The organism is Paenibacillus sp. GCM10027628, from assembly GCF_042676385.1.
In the GTDB taxonomy this organism is placed as follows: Bacteria; Bacillota; Bacilli; order Paenibacillales; family NBRC-103111; genus Paenibacillus_E.
In genome coordinates this window covers 1-14,315 of record NZ_JBHTHA010000006.1, presented here as the reverse complement: position 1 = coordinate 14,315, position 14,315 = coordinate 1, and the positions used below count along the sequence as shown (strand labels likewise).

At 43.4% G+C, this 14,315-nt stretch carries 21 protein-coding genes; 19 read left to right on the top strand and 2 right to left on the bottom strand.

The features are described from left to right. Positions 1-13: 13 nt before the first annotated feature. The 16 genes from ACFQZT_RS09220 (at position 14) to ACFQZT_RS09145 (ending at position 10,461) form a co-directional block, all read left to right on the top strand. Positions 14-664, top strand: coding sequence for an adenylate kinase (locus tag ACFQZT_RS09220; protein ID WP_379298909.1), 651 nt, complete (start codon positions 14-16; stop codon positions 662-664). Beyond that, on the top strand, positions 664-1,416 hold the full coding sequence (gene map, locus ACFQZT_RS09215) for a type I methionyl aminopeptidase (RefSeq protein ID WP_379298906.1): 753 nt from the start codon (positions 664-666) through the stop codon (positions 1,414-1,416). The genes ACFQZT_RS09220 and map overlap by 1 nt, the downstream gene beginning before the upstream one ends. A 9-nt stretch (positions 1,417-1,425) precedes the next feature. Then, entirely contained in the window at positions 1,426-1,731 is a 306-nt protein-coding gene (locus ACFQZT_RS09210; protein ID WP_379298904.1) for a hypothetical protein, read from the top strand. A 2-nt stretch (positions 1,732-1,733) separates the two neighbouring features. Then, complete coding sequence (gene infA, locus ACFQZT_RS09205; protein WP_009676800.1) at positions 1,734-1,952, top strand: translation initiation factor IF-1; 219 nt, start codon at positions 1,734-1,736, stop codon at positions 1,950-1,952. A gap of 107 nt (positions 1,953-2,059) precedes the next feature. Next, positions 2,060-2,173 carry a 50S ribosomal protein L36 gene (rpmJ, locus tag ACFQZT_RS09200; protein WP_003333770.1) on the top strand — a complete coding sequence of 38 codons (114 nt, stop codon included), beginning with the start codon at positions 2,060-2,062 and terminating at the stop codon, positions 2,171-2,173. A gap of 18 nt (positions 2,174-2,191) precedes the next feature. Next, a complete protein-coding gene (gene rpsM / locus ACFQZT_RS09195; protein WP_379298902.1) occupies positions 2,192-2,560 on the top strand; it encodes a 30S ribosomal protein S13 in 369 nt (122 codons plus the stop codon). A gap of 18 nt (positions 2,561-2,578) precedes the next feature. After that, the gene (gene rpsK / locus ACFQZT_RS09190) at positions 2,579-2,974 is read left to right on the top strand and encodes a 30S ribosomal protein S11 (RefSeq protein WP_188178365.1); all 396 of its coding nucleotides are present in this window, start codon (positions 2,579-2,581) and stop codon (positions 2,972-2,974) included. 126 nt (positions 2,975-3,100) lie between these two features. Continuing rightward, positions 3,101-4,045, top strand: a complete 945-nt coding sequence (locus tag ACFQZT_RS09185; protein ID WP_379298900.1) for a DNA-directed RNA polymerase subunit alpha — start codon at positions 3,101-3,103, stop codon at positions 4,043-4,045. 24 nt (positions 4,046-4,069) lie between these two features. Next, on the top strand, positions 4,070-4,435 hold the full coding sequence (gene rplQ, locus ACFQZT_RS09180) for a 50S ribosomal protein L17 (protein ID WP_379298898.1): 366 nt from the start codon (positions 4,070-4,072) through the stop codon (positions 4,433-4,435). Between the two features lie 95 nt (positions 4,436-4,530). Beyond that, the gene (gene truA, locus ACFQZT_RS09175) at positions 4,531-5,292 is read left to right on the top strand and encodes a tRNA pseudouridine(38-40) synthase TruA (protein ID WP_379298896.1); all 762 of its coding nucleotides are present in this window, start codon (positions 4,531-4,533) and stop codon (positions 5,290-5,292) included. Between the two features lie 171 nt (positions 5,293-5,463). Then, positions 5,464-5,901, top strand: a complete 438-nt coding sequence (rplM, locus tag ACFQZT_RS09170) for a 50S ribosomal protein L13 (protein ID WP_379298894.1) — start codon at positions 5,464-5,466, stop codon at positions 5,899-5,901. Between the two features lie 21 nt (positions 5,902-5,922). After that, positions 5,923-6,315: a 30S ribosomal protein S9 gene (gene rpsI, locus ACFQZT_RS09165; protein ID WP_379298892.1), complete on the top strand. Its 393-nt coding sequence runs from the start codon at positions 5,923-5,925 to the stop codon at positions 6,313-6,315. 261 nt (positions 6,316-6,576) lie between these two features. Then, a complete protein-coding gene (locus tag ACFQZT_RS09160; RefSeq protein ID WP_379298890.1) occupies positions 6,577-7,269 on the top strand; it encodes a phosphoadenylyl-sulfate reductase in 693 nt (230 codons plus the stop codon). Positions 7,270-7,307: 38 nt separating this feature from the next. Next, entirely contained in the window at positions 7,308-8,480 is a 1,173-nt protein-coding gene (gene sat / locus ACFQZT_RS09155) for a sulfate adenylyltransferase (RefSeq protein ID WP_379298888.1), read from the top strand. Positions 8,481-8,551: 71 nt separating this feature from the next. Then, positions 8,552-9,307 carry an N-acetylmuramoyl-L-alanine amidase CwlD gene (cwlD, locus tag ACFQZT_RS09150; RefSeq protein WP_379298886.1) on the top strand — a complete coding sequence of 252 codons (756 nt, stop codon included), beginning with the start codon at positions 8,552-8,554 and terminating at the stop codon, positions 9,305-9,307. Positions 9,308-9,369: 62 nt separating this feature from the next. After that, complete coding sequence (locus ACFQZT_RS09145; protein ID WP_379298884.1) at positions 9,370-10,461, top strand: Mrp/NBP35 family ATP-binding protein; 1,092 nt, start codon at positions 9,370-9,372, stop codon at positions 10,459-10,461. Positions 10,462-10,502: 41 nt separating this feature from the next. Here ACFQZT_RS09145 and gerD read toward each other — a convergent pair whose 3' ends face one another. After that, positions 10,503-11,252 carry a spore germination lipoprotein GerD gene (gene gerD, locus ACFQZT_RS09140; RefSeq protein WP_379298882.1) on the bottom strand — a complete coding sequence of 250 codons (750 nt, stop codon included), beginning with the start codon at positions 11,250-11,252 and terminating at the stop codon, positions 10,503-10,505. Between the two features lie 136 nt (positions 11,253-11,388). Here gerD and ACFQZT_RS09135 point away from each other — a divergent pair, with 136 nt between their 5' ends. Then, a complete protein-coding gene (locus ACFQZT_RS09135) occupies positions 11,389-11,985 on the top strand; it encodes a KinB-signaling pathway activation protein (protein WP_379298880.1) in 597 nt (198 codons plus the stop codon). A 26-nt stretch (positions 11,986-12,011) separates the two neighbouring features. Here the strand turns inward: ACFQZT_RS09135 and pdaB are convergent, their stop codons facing one another. Then, on the bottom strand, positions 12,012-12,794 hold the full coding sequence (gene pdaB / locus ACFQZT_RS09130; RefSeq protein WP_379298878.1) for a polysaccharide deacetylase family sporulation protein PdaB: 783 nt from the start codon (positions 12,792-12,794) through the stop codon (positions 12,012-12,014). 110 nt (positions 12,795-12,904) lie between these two features. Here pdaB and ACFQZT_RS09125 point away from each other — a divergent pair, with 110 nt between their 5' ends. Together ACFQZT_RS09125 and ACFQZT_RS09120 are read left to right on the top strand one after the other, a co-directional pair. Further along, a complete protein-coding gene (locus tag ACFQZT_RS09125; RefSeq protein ID WP_379298876.1) occupies positions 12,905-13,516 on the top strand; it encodes a stage II sporulation protein M in 612 nt (203 codons plus the stop codon). A gap of 201 nt (positions 13,517-13,717) precedes the next feature. Continuing rightward, positions 13,718-13,948, top strand: a complete 231-nt coding sequence (locus ACFQZT_RS09120; RefSeq protein WP_270881330.1) for a hypothetical protein — start codon at positions 13,718-13,720, stop codon at positions 13,946-13,948. The last annotated feature ends 367 nt before the right edge of the window (positions 13,949-14,315 follow it).

Here is a 14,315-nt window from a genome sequence, read left to right as displayed (position 1 = left end):
GGAGGGAGTCAAAGTGAACGTAATTTTTATGGGTCCTCCTGGTGCAGGCAAAGGTACACAGGCGGAAAAAATCGTGAGTGAATTTCAAATTCCTCATATCTCTACGGGTGATGCATTTCGTTTGGCCATGAGCCAAGGAACTGCGCTCGGTATCGAGGCCAAAGGATATGTAGATAAGGGGCTTTTAGTTCCCGATGAAATCACGAACGGTATTGTGAGAGAACGGCTTGCACAGCCGGATTGCGATAAGGGCTTCTTGCTTGACGGGTTCCCAAGAACCGTTGCTCAAGCAGATGCATTAAACGATATCGTTCAATCCTTGGGTAAGAAGATTGAGTTAGTTATCAATCTTTCCGTTGATCGCAGTTTCCTGCTTGCTAGGTTGACTGGCCGAAGAATCTGTAAATCCTGTGGCGCTACGTATCATGTGATCTTCAATCCACCAAAGCAAGAAGGCGTATGTGATAAATGTTCTGGTGAATTGTATCAACGATCCGATGATACGGAAGAAAAAGTCGGAACCCGTTTGGATGAGTACACAAACAAGACGGCTCCACTGCTGGATTACTACCAAAAGAGGGAATTATTGCGTGAGGTTAACGGGGAACAAGACATTCATGCGGTAACCGAACAAATTAGCTCACTGCTACGAGGTCTAGCGTAATGATCATTTGTAAGTCCGAGGTTGAACTGGACCTAATGCGAGAAGCAGGTCGAATCGTAGCTGAAACGCACCGCTTGCTGGCAAGGGCGATTCGTCCGAACATTACAACGAAAGAACTTGATCAGATCGCAGAGGAATTCATTCGCAGTCAGGGAGCAATTCCATCTTTTAAAGGCTACAACGGTTTTCCGGGCAGCATCTGTGCTTCAGTCAACGAAGAATTAGTTCATGGTATTCCTGGTCCAAGAAAGCTTGCTGAAGGTGATATCATCAGTATTGATATCGGCGCTCAGTATAAAGGTTATCATGGAGACTCCGCATGGACCTACCCGGTAGGTGAGATTTCTGAGACCGCCAAGCGTTTGCTGGAGGTTACTGAAAAATCGCTCTACCAAGGACTTGCAGAGGCTAAACCGGATGCTAGGCTCTACACGTTGTCGCATGCAATCCAAACCTGTATTGAAGATGCAGGCTTCTCCGTGGTTAGAGAGTACGTCGGACACGGCATCGGAACGGAACTTCACGAAGAACCGCAAATTCCGAATTACGGTGTTCCGAATAAAGGCCCTCGATTGAAACCGGGCATGGTCTTAGCCATTGAACCGATGGTGGTTGTTGGCGAAAGGTTTGTCAAAACACTCGAAGACGACTGGACCGTAGTAACGGCGGATGGAACGCTATGTGCTCACTTCGAACATACGATTGCAATAACGGCAACCGGTTATGAAATTTTAACTTTGCCTAAAGCGTAGGTGATGTGAGTGGATAGTCTAACACCCCAGCTGGGCCAGATCGTAAAGGTGCTTCGCGGTAAAGATCCCGGAGAATATGCGGTCGTCATCGGAATTGTTGATACTCGCTTTGTTTTGCTTGCAGACGGTGATAAACGCAAATTCGATCAGCCGAAGAAGAAGAACCTGAATCATCTTCAATTACTAAGAGCGATCAGCAGCGAAGTTGAGTCCAGCATTAGGGAAACAGGTCGTGTTACTAATGGGAAGTTGCGTCATGCAATTGCCAAATTCGTCGAAGAACTGCAAGTTGAAGCACATGAGAAAGGAGAATGACTGTGGCCAAAGAAGATGTGATTGAAGTAGAAGGTACAGTGATTGAACCTCTTCCGAATGCAATGTTTAAGGTTGAATTGGAAAATGGTCATAAAATCCTAGCCCATGTTTCCGGCAAGATCAGAATGCATTTTATCCGCATTTTGCCTGGAGACAAGGTTACCGTAGAATTATCGCCTTATGATTTAACAAGAGGCCGTATAACCTACCGTTTTAAATAAATGTTCGGCTTACATGTAAGTTACTCTCTCAAGGCGTATGCTTACGAAGCAAGTTTTCTAACGAAAACGCAACATGGTGCTTACGAATCTTTAAGGAGGGGTTATCAATGAAGGTTAGACCATCGGTTAAACCAATTTGTGAAAAATGTAAAGTCATTCGCCGTAAAGGCAATGTCATGGTTATTTGCGAAAATCCGAAACACAAACAAAAACAAGGATAAAAGGAGGTGCAGCATTAGATGGCACGTTTAGCTGGAGTTGACTTACCTCGTGATAAGCGAGTAGTTATCGCTTTGACTTACATTTTCGGTATCGGCACTACAACAGCTCAAAAAATCGTCGCTTCGACTGGTATCAACCCTGATACTCGCGTTCGTGATTTGACTGAAGATGAAGTGAGCAAAATCCGTGATGTTATCGACAAAACGCTTAAAGTAGAAGGCGACTTGCGTCGTGAGATTTCCCTGAACATCAAACGTCTGATTGAGATCGGATCCTACCGTGGTCTTCGTCACCGCCGTGGTCTTCCTGTTCGCGGACAACGTACTAAAACTAACGCTCGTACACGTAAAGGTCCTCGTCGTACAGTAGCTAATAAGAAGAAATAATAAAGGGGGTTAGAGCTAATGGCAAAACCTAAAAAAGTAGTCCGTACGAAACGTCGTGACCGTAAAAATATTGAGTCCGGAGTGGCACACATTCGTTCAACGTTTAACAACACGATCGTGACCATCACGGATCCGCATGGCAATGCAATTTCCTGGGCAAGTTCAGGAAACCTTGGTTTCAAAGGATCCCGTAAAAGCACGCCTTTTGCAGCGCAAATGGCAGCTGAGTCCGCAGCGAAAGCAGCTATGGAGCACGGTTTGAAAACTGTTGAAGTTATGGTTAAAGGTCCAGGCGCTGGCCGCGAAGCAGCAATTCGTTCTTTGCAAGCAGCTGGTCTTGAAGTAAACCTGATTAAAGACGTGACTCCGGTTCCTCACAATGGCTGCCGTCCTCCAAAACGTCGTCGCGTATAATTCAGGATCACTTTGTAGTATAAATATCTTAAAATCGTGAATAATGGTTTTGAAGGATAGGCATACTATGAAATTTTCACCGAAGTATCCAGAGGGAAACGACGTTTTGAATGGAGGGTACATTTCATGATCGAAATCGAAAAGCCAAAAATAGAAACTGTAGCATTAAGTGAAGACGGCGCCTATGGCAAATTTGTCGTAGAGCCGTTGGAGCGTGGCTACGGTACAACCTTAGGTAACTCACTACGTCGTATCTTACTGTCCTCTTTACCGGGCGCAGCAGTAACCTCTGTCCAAATCGATGGCGTTTTGCATGAGTTTTCAACGATTCCTGGCGTGCTTGAGGATGTTACGGAAATTATCCTCAATCTGAAAGGTCTCTCCTTGAAAATTCACTCCGATGAGGAGAAAGTGCTTGAAATTGATGCTGAAGGAGAAGGTAGCATTACCGCTGCGGATATTCGCGGCGATAGCGATGTGGAGATTCTTAACCCGGATCTGCATATTGCAACCTTATCTCCCGATGCACGTCTTCATATGAGGATTCATGCGGGCAGAGGTCGCGGTTATGTCCAATCGGACAAAAATAAGCGCGAAGATCAACCGATTGGTGTCATTCCAATCGACTCGATTTACACGCCTATTACCCGAGTAAACTACAGTGTAGAAAATACTCGCGTCGGCCAAGTGACTAACTATGATAAATTGACCCTCGAAGTGTGGACCGATGGAAGTATTCGACCTGAAGAAGCAGTTAGTTTGGGCGCCAAAATCTTAACGGAGCACTTGATGCTGTTCGTTGGTTTAACTGACGAAGCAAAAGATGCTGAGATTATGGTGGAGAAGGAAGAAGACAAGAAAGAGAAAGTTCTGGAGATGACTATCGAAGAGCTTGATCTATCTGTTCGTTCCTATAACTGCCTCAAACGTGCGGGTATTAATACCGTGCAAGAGCTGATTACCAAGACAGAAGAAGACATGATGAAAGTGCGTAACTTAGGACGCAAATCCCTTGAAGAAGTTCAAGAGAAGCTCGAAGAGCTGGGTCTAGGCTTACGTACCGAGGAATAATCCAGTCAGAAGGAGGTTAATTCAATGAACTACAGGAAATTGAACCGCGATTCCAGTAATCGTAAAGCATTATTCCGCGATCTGGTTACAGATCTGTTCATACATGAACGCATTCAAACAACCGAAGCAAAAGCAAAAGAAATTCGTTCCATCGCTGAGAAGCTTATCACTTTAGCGAAACGCGGAGATCTTGCTGCACGCCGTCAGGTGGCTGCTTTTGTTCGCAGAGAAGCTGCTAACGAGAACCAAGATGCTATTCAAAAGCTCTTCTCCGAATTGGCTACTCGCTACTCCGAGCGTCCAGGCGGATACACTCGTATCCTTAAACTGGGACCACGCCGCGGTGACGCAGCACCAATGGTATATTTAGAGCTTGTAGATCGAGCATAAGACGGATGGGAAAGGGTGGACGGAATCATTGATTCTGGTGAAGCCCTTTTTTTGCAGTCTTAGCTTGGGAACGATGACTCACGGAGGATCACGCAGTGAGAAATCTTCGTTTTACAATTAGCTATGATGGGACGGCATACTCAGGGTTTCAGATACAGCCCAATGCTGATACGATTCAATACCGTTTAGAGCAAGCTATTTATATGCTTACAGGCGAAACGGTGAAAGTCATCTCTTCTGGGCGTACGGATGCAGGGGTACACGCTAAGGCTCAAGTGATTAATTTTACTACCGACTCTAAGATCCCGGTGGAACGCTGGTGTCTAGCTTTGAACACTAGATTACCCAAGGATATCGTTGCACACACCGCTGAAGAAGTGCCTCTTTCCTTCCATTCTCGCAAAGCCGCGAAACGAAAAACATATTGCTTTACGATTCGCTCGGCGCGCTTCCCTGATGTTTTTCACCGGAATTATGAATACCATCATCCTACGGCCTTGAATGTGGAGGCCATGAGAGAGGCGCTCCCTTGCTTATTGGGTGAGCATGATTTCACTTCGTTTTGTACGGTGAGAACGGATAAGGAGATTAAGGTGAGAACGCTCTACGAGGCTCGCCTGGAGACGGAAGTCGATGAATTATCTTTGGATGGGAAAATCGCCAGAATGCGGCTTATCGTGACCGGAAATGGCTTTCTTTACAACATGGTAAGAATCATAGCCGGTACACTGCTGCAGATCGGTGAAGGCAAGCGTCCAAGCAGTGACATGCAGCGAATTCTTGAGGTTATGGACCGCAGCCAAGCAGGTCCTACCGCCGAAGCAATGGGTCTGACGCTTTGGAAAGTTGAGTATTAAACAGTAAAAACTTAACTTGATTCCAATCGGGTTTTCGTGTAGAATATTACTTGGCGTTTCGTGATCGGCTATCCCACAGCCCCTGATCATTGAAGTGGCCACAACCATCCATCGCTAATGTAATTTACTAATGACGAACATGTATTGAGATATATTTTAGGAGGATTAAGCATGCGCACCACATATATGGCTAAGCCAAATGAAGTTGAGCGTAAATGGTACATCGTTGACGCTGCTGGCCAAACTCTTGGCCGTCTGGCAAGTGAAGTTGCTAGCATTATCCGCGGAAAGCACAAGCCGGAGTTCACTCCGCATGTAGATACTGGGGATTTCGTAGTCGTGATCAATGCGTCCCAAATCAAGTTGACAGGTAAGAAAATGCAAAACAAAATGTACTACCGTCACTCCTTGTATCCAGGTGGATTGAAAGTGACTTCTGCACAGGACCTGCTGAACAGCAAGCCTGATCGCATGATTGAGTTTGCAGTACATGGTATGCTTCCTAAAAACCGTCTTGGCGACAGCTTGAAAACAAAGCTGAAAGTATACGGTGGAGCAGAGCATCCACATCAAGCACAACAACCAGAAGTTTGGAATCTTCGCGGATAATTATAAGGGAGGACTGTTTTCGTGGCACAAGTTCAATATTATGGAACGGGTCGTCGTAAACACTCGGTAGCGCGTGTGCGCCTTGTACCGGGTGAAGGACGCATCATTATCAATAAACGTAATCTGGACGAATATTTCGGTCTGGAAACATTGAAACTGATCGTTAAACAACCTTTGACATTGACAGAAACACTCGGTAAATACGATGTTCTGGTTCTTGCCAATGGTGGTGGCATCAGCGGACAAGCAGGAGCGATTCGTCACGGTATTTCCCGTGCGTTGCTCAAAGCTGATCCTGAATACCGTGGATCTTTGAAAAAAGCAGGCTTCCTGACTCGTGATCCTCGTATGAAAGAGCGTAAAAAGTACGGCTTGAAAGCAGCTCGTCGCGCTCCTCAATTCTCCAAACGTTAATATCGGCGTCTCATGGACGCTCAAGACAACCTTTTTGGCAATTTGCCAAAAAGGTTTTTTCTTTTTCACGAACTCAAGCGTCTATTCATATAATGACTTTAGCCTAGTCATGGAGTTAATACCAAAATGATAAAAAGTCATTGACATCAACCGGAACTCCGATATAATAAGTATTAATTCATATAATAATAGTCGGGATTAAGGCCGGGAGCGAGCCTAAAGTAGCTAGTTACTAGCGAAAATACTAAGGAGGAATTATCGATGAACCTTTTTGAAAAAGAAGCGTTTGTTACGAAAGTTGCTGCAGAATTTGAAAATCAAACACCTGAAGCTTTGCTTAAGCTTGCAGTTGAAACATTCCCTAGCCTGACACTTGCATGCAGCTTCGGTGCAGAAGATGTAGTGCTCGTGGATATGCTGCAAAAAATCAATCCGAATGTCGATATTTTTTACTTGGATACTAATGTTCATTTTGCTGAAACCTATGAAACAAGAGATCGTCTTGAGAAGCACTATAATACGAAGTTCGTACAAGTTTTGCCTAAACTTACCCTTGAAGAACAGGCAGCTCAATTTGGCGATGAGCTCTGGAAAAGTGATGCGAATCAGTGCTGCAACATTCGTAAAGTTGATCCGTTAACCGACATTCTCAAAAACTACGATGCATGGATTACCGGTATCCGCCGCGATCAAGCTCCTACACGTGCCAATGCTAAGAAAGCTGAATATGATGTAAAGTTTGGATTAATCAAATTCAATCCTCTCGCGAGCTGGACTTCCGAAGATGTATGGAATTATATTCGTGAGAATGACGTGATCTATAATCCGCTGCACGACCGCAACTATCCAAGTATCGGATGTGAACACTGCACACGCCCAGTTGCTGCAGGGGAAGATCCTCGCGCTGGCCGTTGGGCAAACATTGACAAAACAGAGTGCGGATTGCATAAATAAGCTGTAACCCTAACATCCATCAGGGGAGGTATAACGGAATGACAACGATTCTACCTCATGGCGAGCAATTAATTAACCGCTTAGTTGCGGAAGCAGATAAAGCTCGCGCTCTTGATCAAGTGGCAGGCATGAAACAAATCCGCGTCAATACATGGACCATTTCGGATTTAGATTTGATCGGAGTAGGCGCCTTTTCTCCATTAACAGGTTTTCTGGATGAAAGCGACTATGTGTCTGTCGTAGAAAATATGAGACTTGCTAACGGTACAGTATGGAGTATACCCATCACTTTGTCTGTAAATCCGGAAATTGCTTCAACACTAAGCATTGGGGAACAAATTTCTCTTGTTGGCGAAGAAGATAATGTTGTTTATGCCATTATGGATGTAACTAGCATCTATACGGCAGATCAGCAAAATGAGGCTGTAAAGGTGTTTAAAACAGATGATACAGCGCATCCCGGCGTAGAGAAGTTGTATTCTCGTCCATCCACAAATATCGGTGGCCCTATTCAATTATTAAATCGACCTAAACCGAAGAAATTCGAAGAATTTTACTTTGACCCTTCTGAAACTCGCCGTATTTTCGCCGAAAAAGGCTGGAGAACCGTAGTTGGCTTCCAAACCCGCAACCCGGTTCACCGTGCCCATGAATACATTCAAAAATCGGCGATGGAAATCGTGGATGCCTTATTCCTTAATCCGCTTGTAGGTGAAACGAAATCTGATGATATTTCGGCTGAAGTTCGGATGAAGAGCTACCTGGTACTTCTCGAGAACTATTATCCTAAAGATCGTACTTTCTTAGGGGTTTATCCAGCAGCAATGAGATATGCAGGTCCTCGAGAGGCCATTCTTCACGCTATCGTTCGCAGAAATTATGGCTGTACCCATTTCATCGTAGGACGCGACCACGCGGGCGTAGGCGATTATTATGGTACGTATGAAGCCCAAGAAGTCTTTAGTAACTTTACCCCTGAAGAAATCGGTATTACACCGCTTTTCTTCGAGCATAGTTTCTTTTGTACGAAATGCGGTAACATGGCTTCAAGCAAGACTTGCCCGCACGATAAATCGGCACATTTGCACTTGTCCGGCACCAAAGTTCGCGGCTTGCTTAGAGGGGGTCAATGCCCGCCTCCGGAGTTTACTCGTCCTGAGGTAGCTCAAGTGTTGATTGAAGGTCTTAGAGACCCTGAATATCAAGTTTAAGTAAGGTATATTTGTCCACCCTGTCCCATATAGATGATACAGAGTCTATGGGGAACAGAGGTGGATTTTTTATGCGCAAACGAAAGAAGAGGCTGATTGTCTGGCTTACCTTTCACAGCAGTCTGAAGCTCGCGCTTTCGGCCTTGCTGCTGGCTTTGGTCGTTTTCATTTATACTTATGAGCTGCCGGCAACGAAAACGTGGTCAGAGTGGACCCTGCCTTTATCGGGAAAAACCATTGCACTGGATGCGGGCCATGGGGGACCGGATGGTGGTGCTTCAAGCAAAGAAGGTGTCATTGAGAAAGATATTAATCTGGCCATCACGCTGCAGTTGCGGGATTATTTACAGCAGGCTGGGGCGATAGTCGTGATGACAAGAGAAACCGATACAGACTTAGCAGCACCGGGGACGAAAGGTTATAGCAAAAGGAAAACAGAAGATCTGCATAATCGCGCGGATATAACGAACGACAAGAAAGCCGATATGTTTCTTAGTGTTCACTTAAACAGTATTCCTTCTCAAAAGTGGAGAGGCGCACAAACGTTCTATTATCCTAATAACCCCAATAACCCGACATTGGCAGCACTTATCCAAAATGAATTGAAAAAGAACCTGGAAAATACCGATCGTGTAGCGAAGCAAGCAGATAAATCCGTTTATTTGTTGAAAACCTTAACCATTCCGAGTGTGTTGGTGGAAGTCGGCTTTCTTTCCAACCCGGATGAAGCGAGATTGTTGGCAAGTGAAAAGTATCAAAAAATGGTGGCAGCATCGATCTATCAAGGCGTTTTACGATATTACTCGGGTGAAAAAGTTGGTTCTTAACCGATTTATGATATAATTAAAGCCGCATAAATACTTTGTCCTAATAAAGGTGTGGTGTGGTTATGATAAACAAGGACCAATTATTAGAAGCTTTGAAACCTCTTATCGATCCTGGGTACAACAGGAGTATTACTGATCTTAATTTAGTAAGAGACATTATGATCAAAGAAGACAGTGTCTCCCTCAGCTTTATAACAACAACAGAAGACGAGGCATATAAGAATCAAGCAAAAGTAGCTATTCAACAAAGTTTAAAGGCTCTTGGCATTGACCAGGTACATATTCGGATACGGTCTATAACGGACTATGAACGCAACCAATTGAATGAAGTGCTGCAGCCCTCAGAAGAAGTTTCTTCACAGCAGTCTAAAGATCAAGCACCCAAAACAATTCTAGGTGAAGATTCTAAGGTGAAGTTCATAGCAGTAGCCAGCGGAAAGGGTGGAGTTGGAAAGTCAACTGTCACCGTGAATTTAGCTGTAGCACTTGCGCGGCAAGGTAAGAAAGTCGGCATTGTTGACGCAGATATTTATGGATTCAGCATTCCAGATATGATGGGAATTGAAGAGCAGCCGCAGCTTGTTAATAACTCTATCATTCCTGTTGAGAGACACGGGGTCAAAGTCATTTCGATGGGATTCTTCGTTCAAGACAACGCTCCTGTCATTTGGAGAGGCCCAATGCTTGGCAAAATGCTTCGGAATTTCTTCCATGAAGTGAGCTGGGGAGATGTCGAGTACATTTTGCTTGACTTACCTCCTGGTACAGGAGACGTGGCACTGGACGTGCATCAAATGATTCCGCAAAGCAAAGAAATTATTGTAACCACTCCCCATGCTACGGCAGCTTTTGTAGCGGCTAGAGCAGGTGCGATGGCTGTGTCTACCAATCACGAAATTCTCGGTATCGTTGAGAATATGTCTTACTATGAGTGCAAAACTTGTGGCAGTAAAGATTATATATTTGGAAAAGGTGGAGGCGCTAAGCTTGCAGAAGACTTGCATAGTGAACTGTTAGCCCAAGTTCCACTAGGTGCGCCTGATAATCACATTTCCGAGATCGATTATTCGCCATCTGTATATAAGCGTGATACAAGTGCAGGACAAATCTATTTAGATGTAGCTGCACAAATTATTGCTAAACTAGAAAATTAAGAAAAGGACTAGCGGTCAGCATGCCGTTAGTCCTTTTTAAATTATGATTCGCTGCTTGAACCGGAATCGTCTTTCTTTTGATCGCTGTCTTTCTTTTGATCGCCGGAATCACTTTTCTTTTTGTCCCCGCCTTGACCTGACTTTTGACCTTGCTGTCCACTCGTAGATAGCTGTTCGGGCTTGCTTTGTTGTACAATTGCTGATTTCAACAAGTCGATCATTTGGGATTTGAACAAAGGACTTTGAAGTGCTTCTTGCATGACCGTCATCATTTGTTGTCGATAAGGTGCAGTTTTCATAACATCAAGAACCATTTTCTCGTAATCTGGATTTTTCATCACATCGACGAGCGATTTTTGATATTCAGGATCTTTCAACAAATCTTTGTGCATTTGCTTAGTATCCTTTTGGATAGCTTTGGCGAAATCACCCGCAAACTTCGGGTCTTTCATCATATCTTGAAGAAACTTATTATTCTCCTGCGCAGTAAGAACATCTTTAACGGCCATCTGCAGCTGTAAAGATTCGTTTGCAGAGAGAAGTTTGATTTGTGATTGCCCCGCAACTCCAGCCGCGCCAACATCGCCATTCATAATGCTCCGGTTTGCGGCACTGATCGCTTTTTTCCCATCATCGGATTTCAAAATATCCATGACCATCGACTTTGTGTCTTTATACGTATTACCCTGGGATTGACTTTGCGAAGAGCCATCCGTTCCACATGAAGAGAGAAGAACAGCAAACAGGATAAACATTAGGACTTGCAGCTTTCTCAGCCTTTTCATCAACATGAAAGCATACTCCCTTCCCTAGCTTAATACCGTTAGTATGCGTGCTTAAGGGCAATTTATAACGACCATTCATTGGCTTTTTATCGAAAACGTTGGTACAATTAGCAATTAGAGTTCAAGTATGGAGGTTTTAGTTTTGACTTTACGCAAATGGTTTCATTTATTTTGGACGACATTAGTTTTAGGTATGATTGTATCGATCGTAATTGGTCTCATATTGCAATACTCTGATCAAGAGTTCTCGGTTATGGGGCTTTCAGCCGTAGGATTTAACGTAGTGAATATGCTCTTGGGTGGGGCGACGATTAGTGTGCTCAGCCAAATGGGATTTTTCGCTTATCTGATTGTTAGGTTTATTGCCGCAGGAATTATACGCTCTAGGAAGATTTGGGATCTTTTGCAATTGACCCTAGTTATTGTCACCTTATTTGATCTTGCGTATCTCCGAACGACGAATTTCGAAGGATCGGGGACTTTTATTAGCTATTCGATTTTGCCGGTGATCATCTTGATCATCTCATTAGGCATAGCATATTGGAAAATGAAAATGACCAATCGCAATGCATTCATTCCGACCTTGTTCTTCATGTCAGCCGTTACCATCCTTGAAGCTGTACCGGCTCTCAAACTTGATAATGCGGCCTCCACCTTTTTTATGGTGGCCCCACTGCTAGTATGTAATGCATGGCAAATTCTGATATTACACAAAATCCTGGAAAACAAAAAGAGCTAATTGACTTAGCTCTTTTTCATTCATAATTAATGGATATGTTTCATTGCCTGATCTTCGACTGGTTTAGTCTCGACTTGAGTTTGCTTTATTAGTTTTCCAACCGTAACGAACTCATAACCTTTAGCTCGTAATTGATCAATGATAACGGGCAGAGCTTCGTGTGTTTGTTGACAGGAATCGCTAGCGTGCATCAGTATGATATCTCCAGGATGTGCTTTGGAGACGACGCGATCAATGATTTTATCGGTACCAATATTCATCCAATCCAAGGAGTCAGTGTCCCATTGCACTACAGAATACCCGAGATCATTTGCGATCCGTAAAACTCTTTTATCAAAATCGCCATTCGGCATACGGATCAAATTCGGCTCTTTTCCGACCAATTCCGTCAAAATTCCGTGAGCTGTAGAAATTTGCTTGCGAATTTCCTCGTCGCTGAACGTACTGTAATTATCGTGTTTATTCCCATGGCTGCCGATTTCAAAGCCATCTTTTTTGATATGATCTACGATCTCAGGATGACTCTTGCTCCAAGGTGAAGAAAGGAAGAAGGTTGCATCTTTCACGCCTTTATCTTCAAGAATTTTCAGAATGGGCTCTGCTCGTTTATCTCCCCAGCTAATGTCGAAGGTGAGCGCTATCACTTTTTTTTCAGTTTGCACGCTATAAATAGCTGCTGGTTCTCCAGTAGAGAAGACGGAAATATTGCTCTGTTCCGAATACACAATAGCTGCCGCGAAAACGATGGCGACGGCGATAAAGATGAATTGCTTTAATTTTCGAGCATTCATTACAAAAAAATAGTTCACTTTAGCCGGAACCTCCTTCTTGCCCTACTAAGGTAAGGCTTGTATCACTTTATTGACAATGTATGCTCGTACACACGCTACTTATTCTCAAATATTGGAGGATGATCAAGATGAATTTTAAAGAACTACAAGTTCATCTCAAAGAGATGAAACATTATTTTATTGTTGTCCTACTGGTATTTAGTTTCAGTTTCTATTTAGGTTGGGCGAATTCGGATCAATTCTCGAATTTTCTTCACAATCAAATGCAAGGCTTGAAATCGTTAAGTCAATCGCTAAGCAGTAAAGACAATCCGCAACTATGGTTTTTCGTTATTATCTTCCTAAACAATGCAGTTAAATCCGTCGTTATCATATTTCTTGGGCTCATTTTCGGTATATTACCGCTATTTATGCTGATCGCGAACGGGATGATACTCGGTTATGTCCTCTCCTTGCAAACCCATGAAAATACTGTTGCTATTGTACTCAAAGGGATTTTGCCTCATGGGATCATAGAAATTCCAGTCATTTTAATTGCGTGCGCGTATGGACTTAAGTTGGGAATGCTTGTATCTAAAGCGATTTTGCAGTTGTTTGTACCTATCCAATCAAGAACAGCGCGAGCAGAACTGACAAGGGTACTGCGTATAACCAAACCTCTAACTGTGTCCATTGTGGTGCTTTTATTGTTTGCAGCAATTATTGAAAGTACTTTGACATATTGGCTGGTTCATCTGTAAAAAAATTTCAAAACGGTTGTCATAAAAATGGGAAAATCTGAGCATAACAGTAAAGCAATAAGGTGAAGCGGACGAAACAGTTCAATCCTCTATGCCAAATTGTTTGGAAAGCCATAAATCCTTGTTTTGGGACATGTTCTGCAATTAAATTGCCGGCATGCCTTTTCTGTATCTACAGTCGAGAGGGGTTTGAATGGATGTATGCTCGGATTTTTATTCAATGATCGGGAATGCAGAGAATTAGATTATGTACTTCGCAAAGAATTAGATGAAATGCTGTTCGATCTGAATGACAAAAGAATTGATCAAGAGATTAAAGGTGCAATTGAATCCAGATACAAAGTGATATTCCGCATGTATGCTCGTTTAGCTACACCCAAGGAAATTTCAAAGTATGCCAGAAATCGCAATTACCAAGTTGAAAAAAAATAGAGGGTATAGGCTTGACTTACCCTCTTTCTATGTGTTATTTTATATTTCGCCCCTTCGATAAGAAGAGTTGGTAGGCAAGCATCGAACAACTTCGAAAATAAAGTTTTTAAAAAATGCTTGCAATCAGATGGGTGAATGTGATATATTTAAAAAGTCGCCGCTAAAACGGTGGCGAGAATGAAAGAAGAGAAATTGTTCTTTGAAAACTGAACAACGAGTGAAGAAGCAAGTCGAGCAATCGACTCTAAACTTTAAGAGATTGCAAAATCTCGTCAGCTTTGAAATTGAGCTATTCAGCTTAACAATAAGGTTTACCTTTTTGGAGAGTTTGATCCTGGCTCAGGACGAACGCTGGCGGCGTGCCTAA

What these genes read in the sequence shown, in the direction of transcription:
- map (WP_379298906.1), top strand. Translation starts at nt 664, where the DNA reads ATGATCATTTGTAAGTCCGAGGTTGAACTGGACCTAATGCGAGAAGCA.
- rpmJ (WP_003333770.1), top strand. Translation starts at nt 2,060, where the DNA reads ATGAAGGTTAGACCATCGGTTAAACCAATTTGTGAAAAATGTAAAGTC.
- rpsM (WP_379298902.1), top strand. Translation starts at nt 2,192, where the DNA reads ATGGCACGTTTAGCTGGAGTTGACTTACCTCGTGATAAGCGAGTAGTT.
- rpsK (WP_188178365.1), top strand. Translation starts at nt 2,579, where the DNA reads ATGGCAAAACCTAAAAAAGTAGTCCGTACGAAACGTCGTGACCGTAAA.
- ACFQZT_RS09185 (WP_379298900.1), top strand. Translation starts at nt 3,101, where the DNA reads ATGATCGAAATCGAAAAGCCAAAAATAGAAACTGTAGCATTAAGTGAA.
- rplQ (WP_379298898.1), top strand. Translation starts at nt 4,070, where the DNA reads ATGAACTACAGGAAATTGAACCGCGATTCCAGTAATCGTAAAGCATTA.
- rplM (WP_379298894.1), top strand. Translation starts at nt 5,464, where the DNA reads ATGCGCACCACATATATGGCTAAGCCAAATGAAGTTGAGCGTAAATGG.
- ACFQZT_RS09160 (WP_379298890.1), top strand. Translation starts at nt 6,577, where the DNA reads ATGAACCTTTTTGAAAAAGAAGCGTTTGTTACGAAAGTTGCTGCAGAA.
- sat (WP_379298888.1), top strand. Translation starts at nt 7,308, where the DNA reads ATGACAACGATTCTACCTCATGGCGAGCAATTAATTAACCGCTTAGTT.
- cwlD (WP_379298886.1), top strand. Translation starts at nt 8,552, where the DNA reads ATGCGCAAACGAAAGAAGAGGCTGATTGTCTGGCTTACCTTTCACAGC.
- ACFQZT_RS09145 (WP_379298884.1), top strand. Translation starts at nt 9,370, where the DNA reads ATGATAAACAAGGACCAATTATTAGAAGCTTTGAAACCTCTTATCGAT.
- gerD (WP_379298882.1), bottom strand. Translation starts at nt 11,252, where the DNA reads ATGTTGATGAAAAGGCTGAGAAAGCTGCAAGTCCTAATGTTTATCCTG.
- ACFQZT_RS09125 (WP_379298876.1), top strand. Translation starts at nt 12,905, where the DNA reads ATGAATTTTAAAGAACTACAAGTTCATCTCAAAGAGATGAAACATTAT.
- ACFQZT_RS09120 (WP_270881330.1), top strand. Translation starts at nt 13,718, where the DNA reads ATGCTCGGATTTTTATTCAATGATCGGGAATGCAGAGAATTAGATTAT.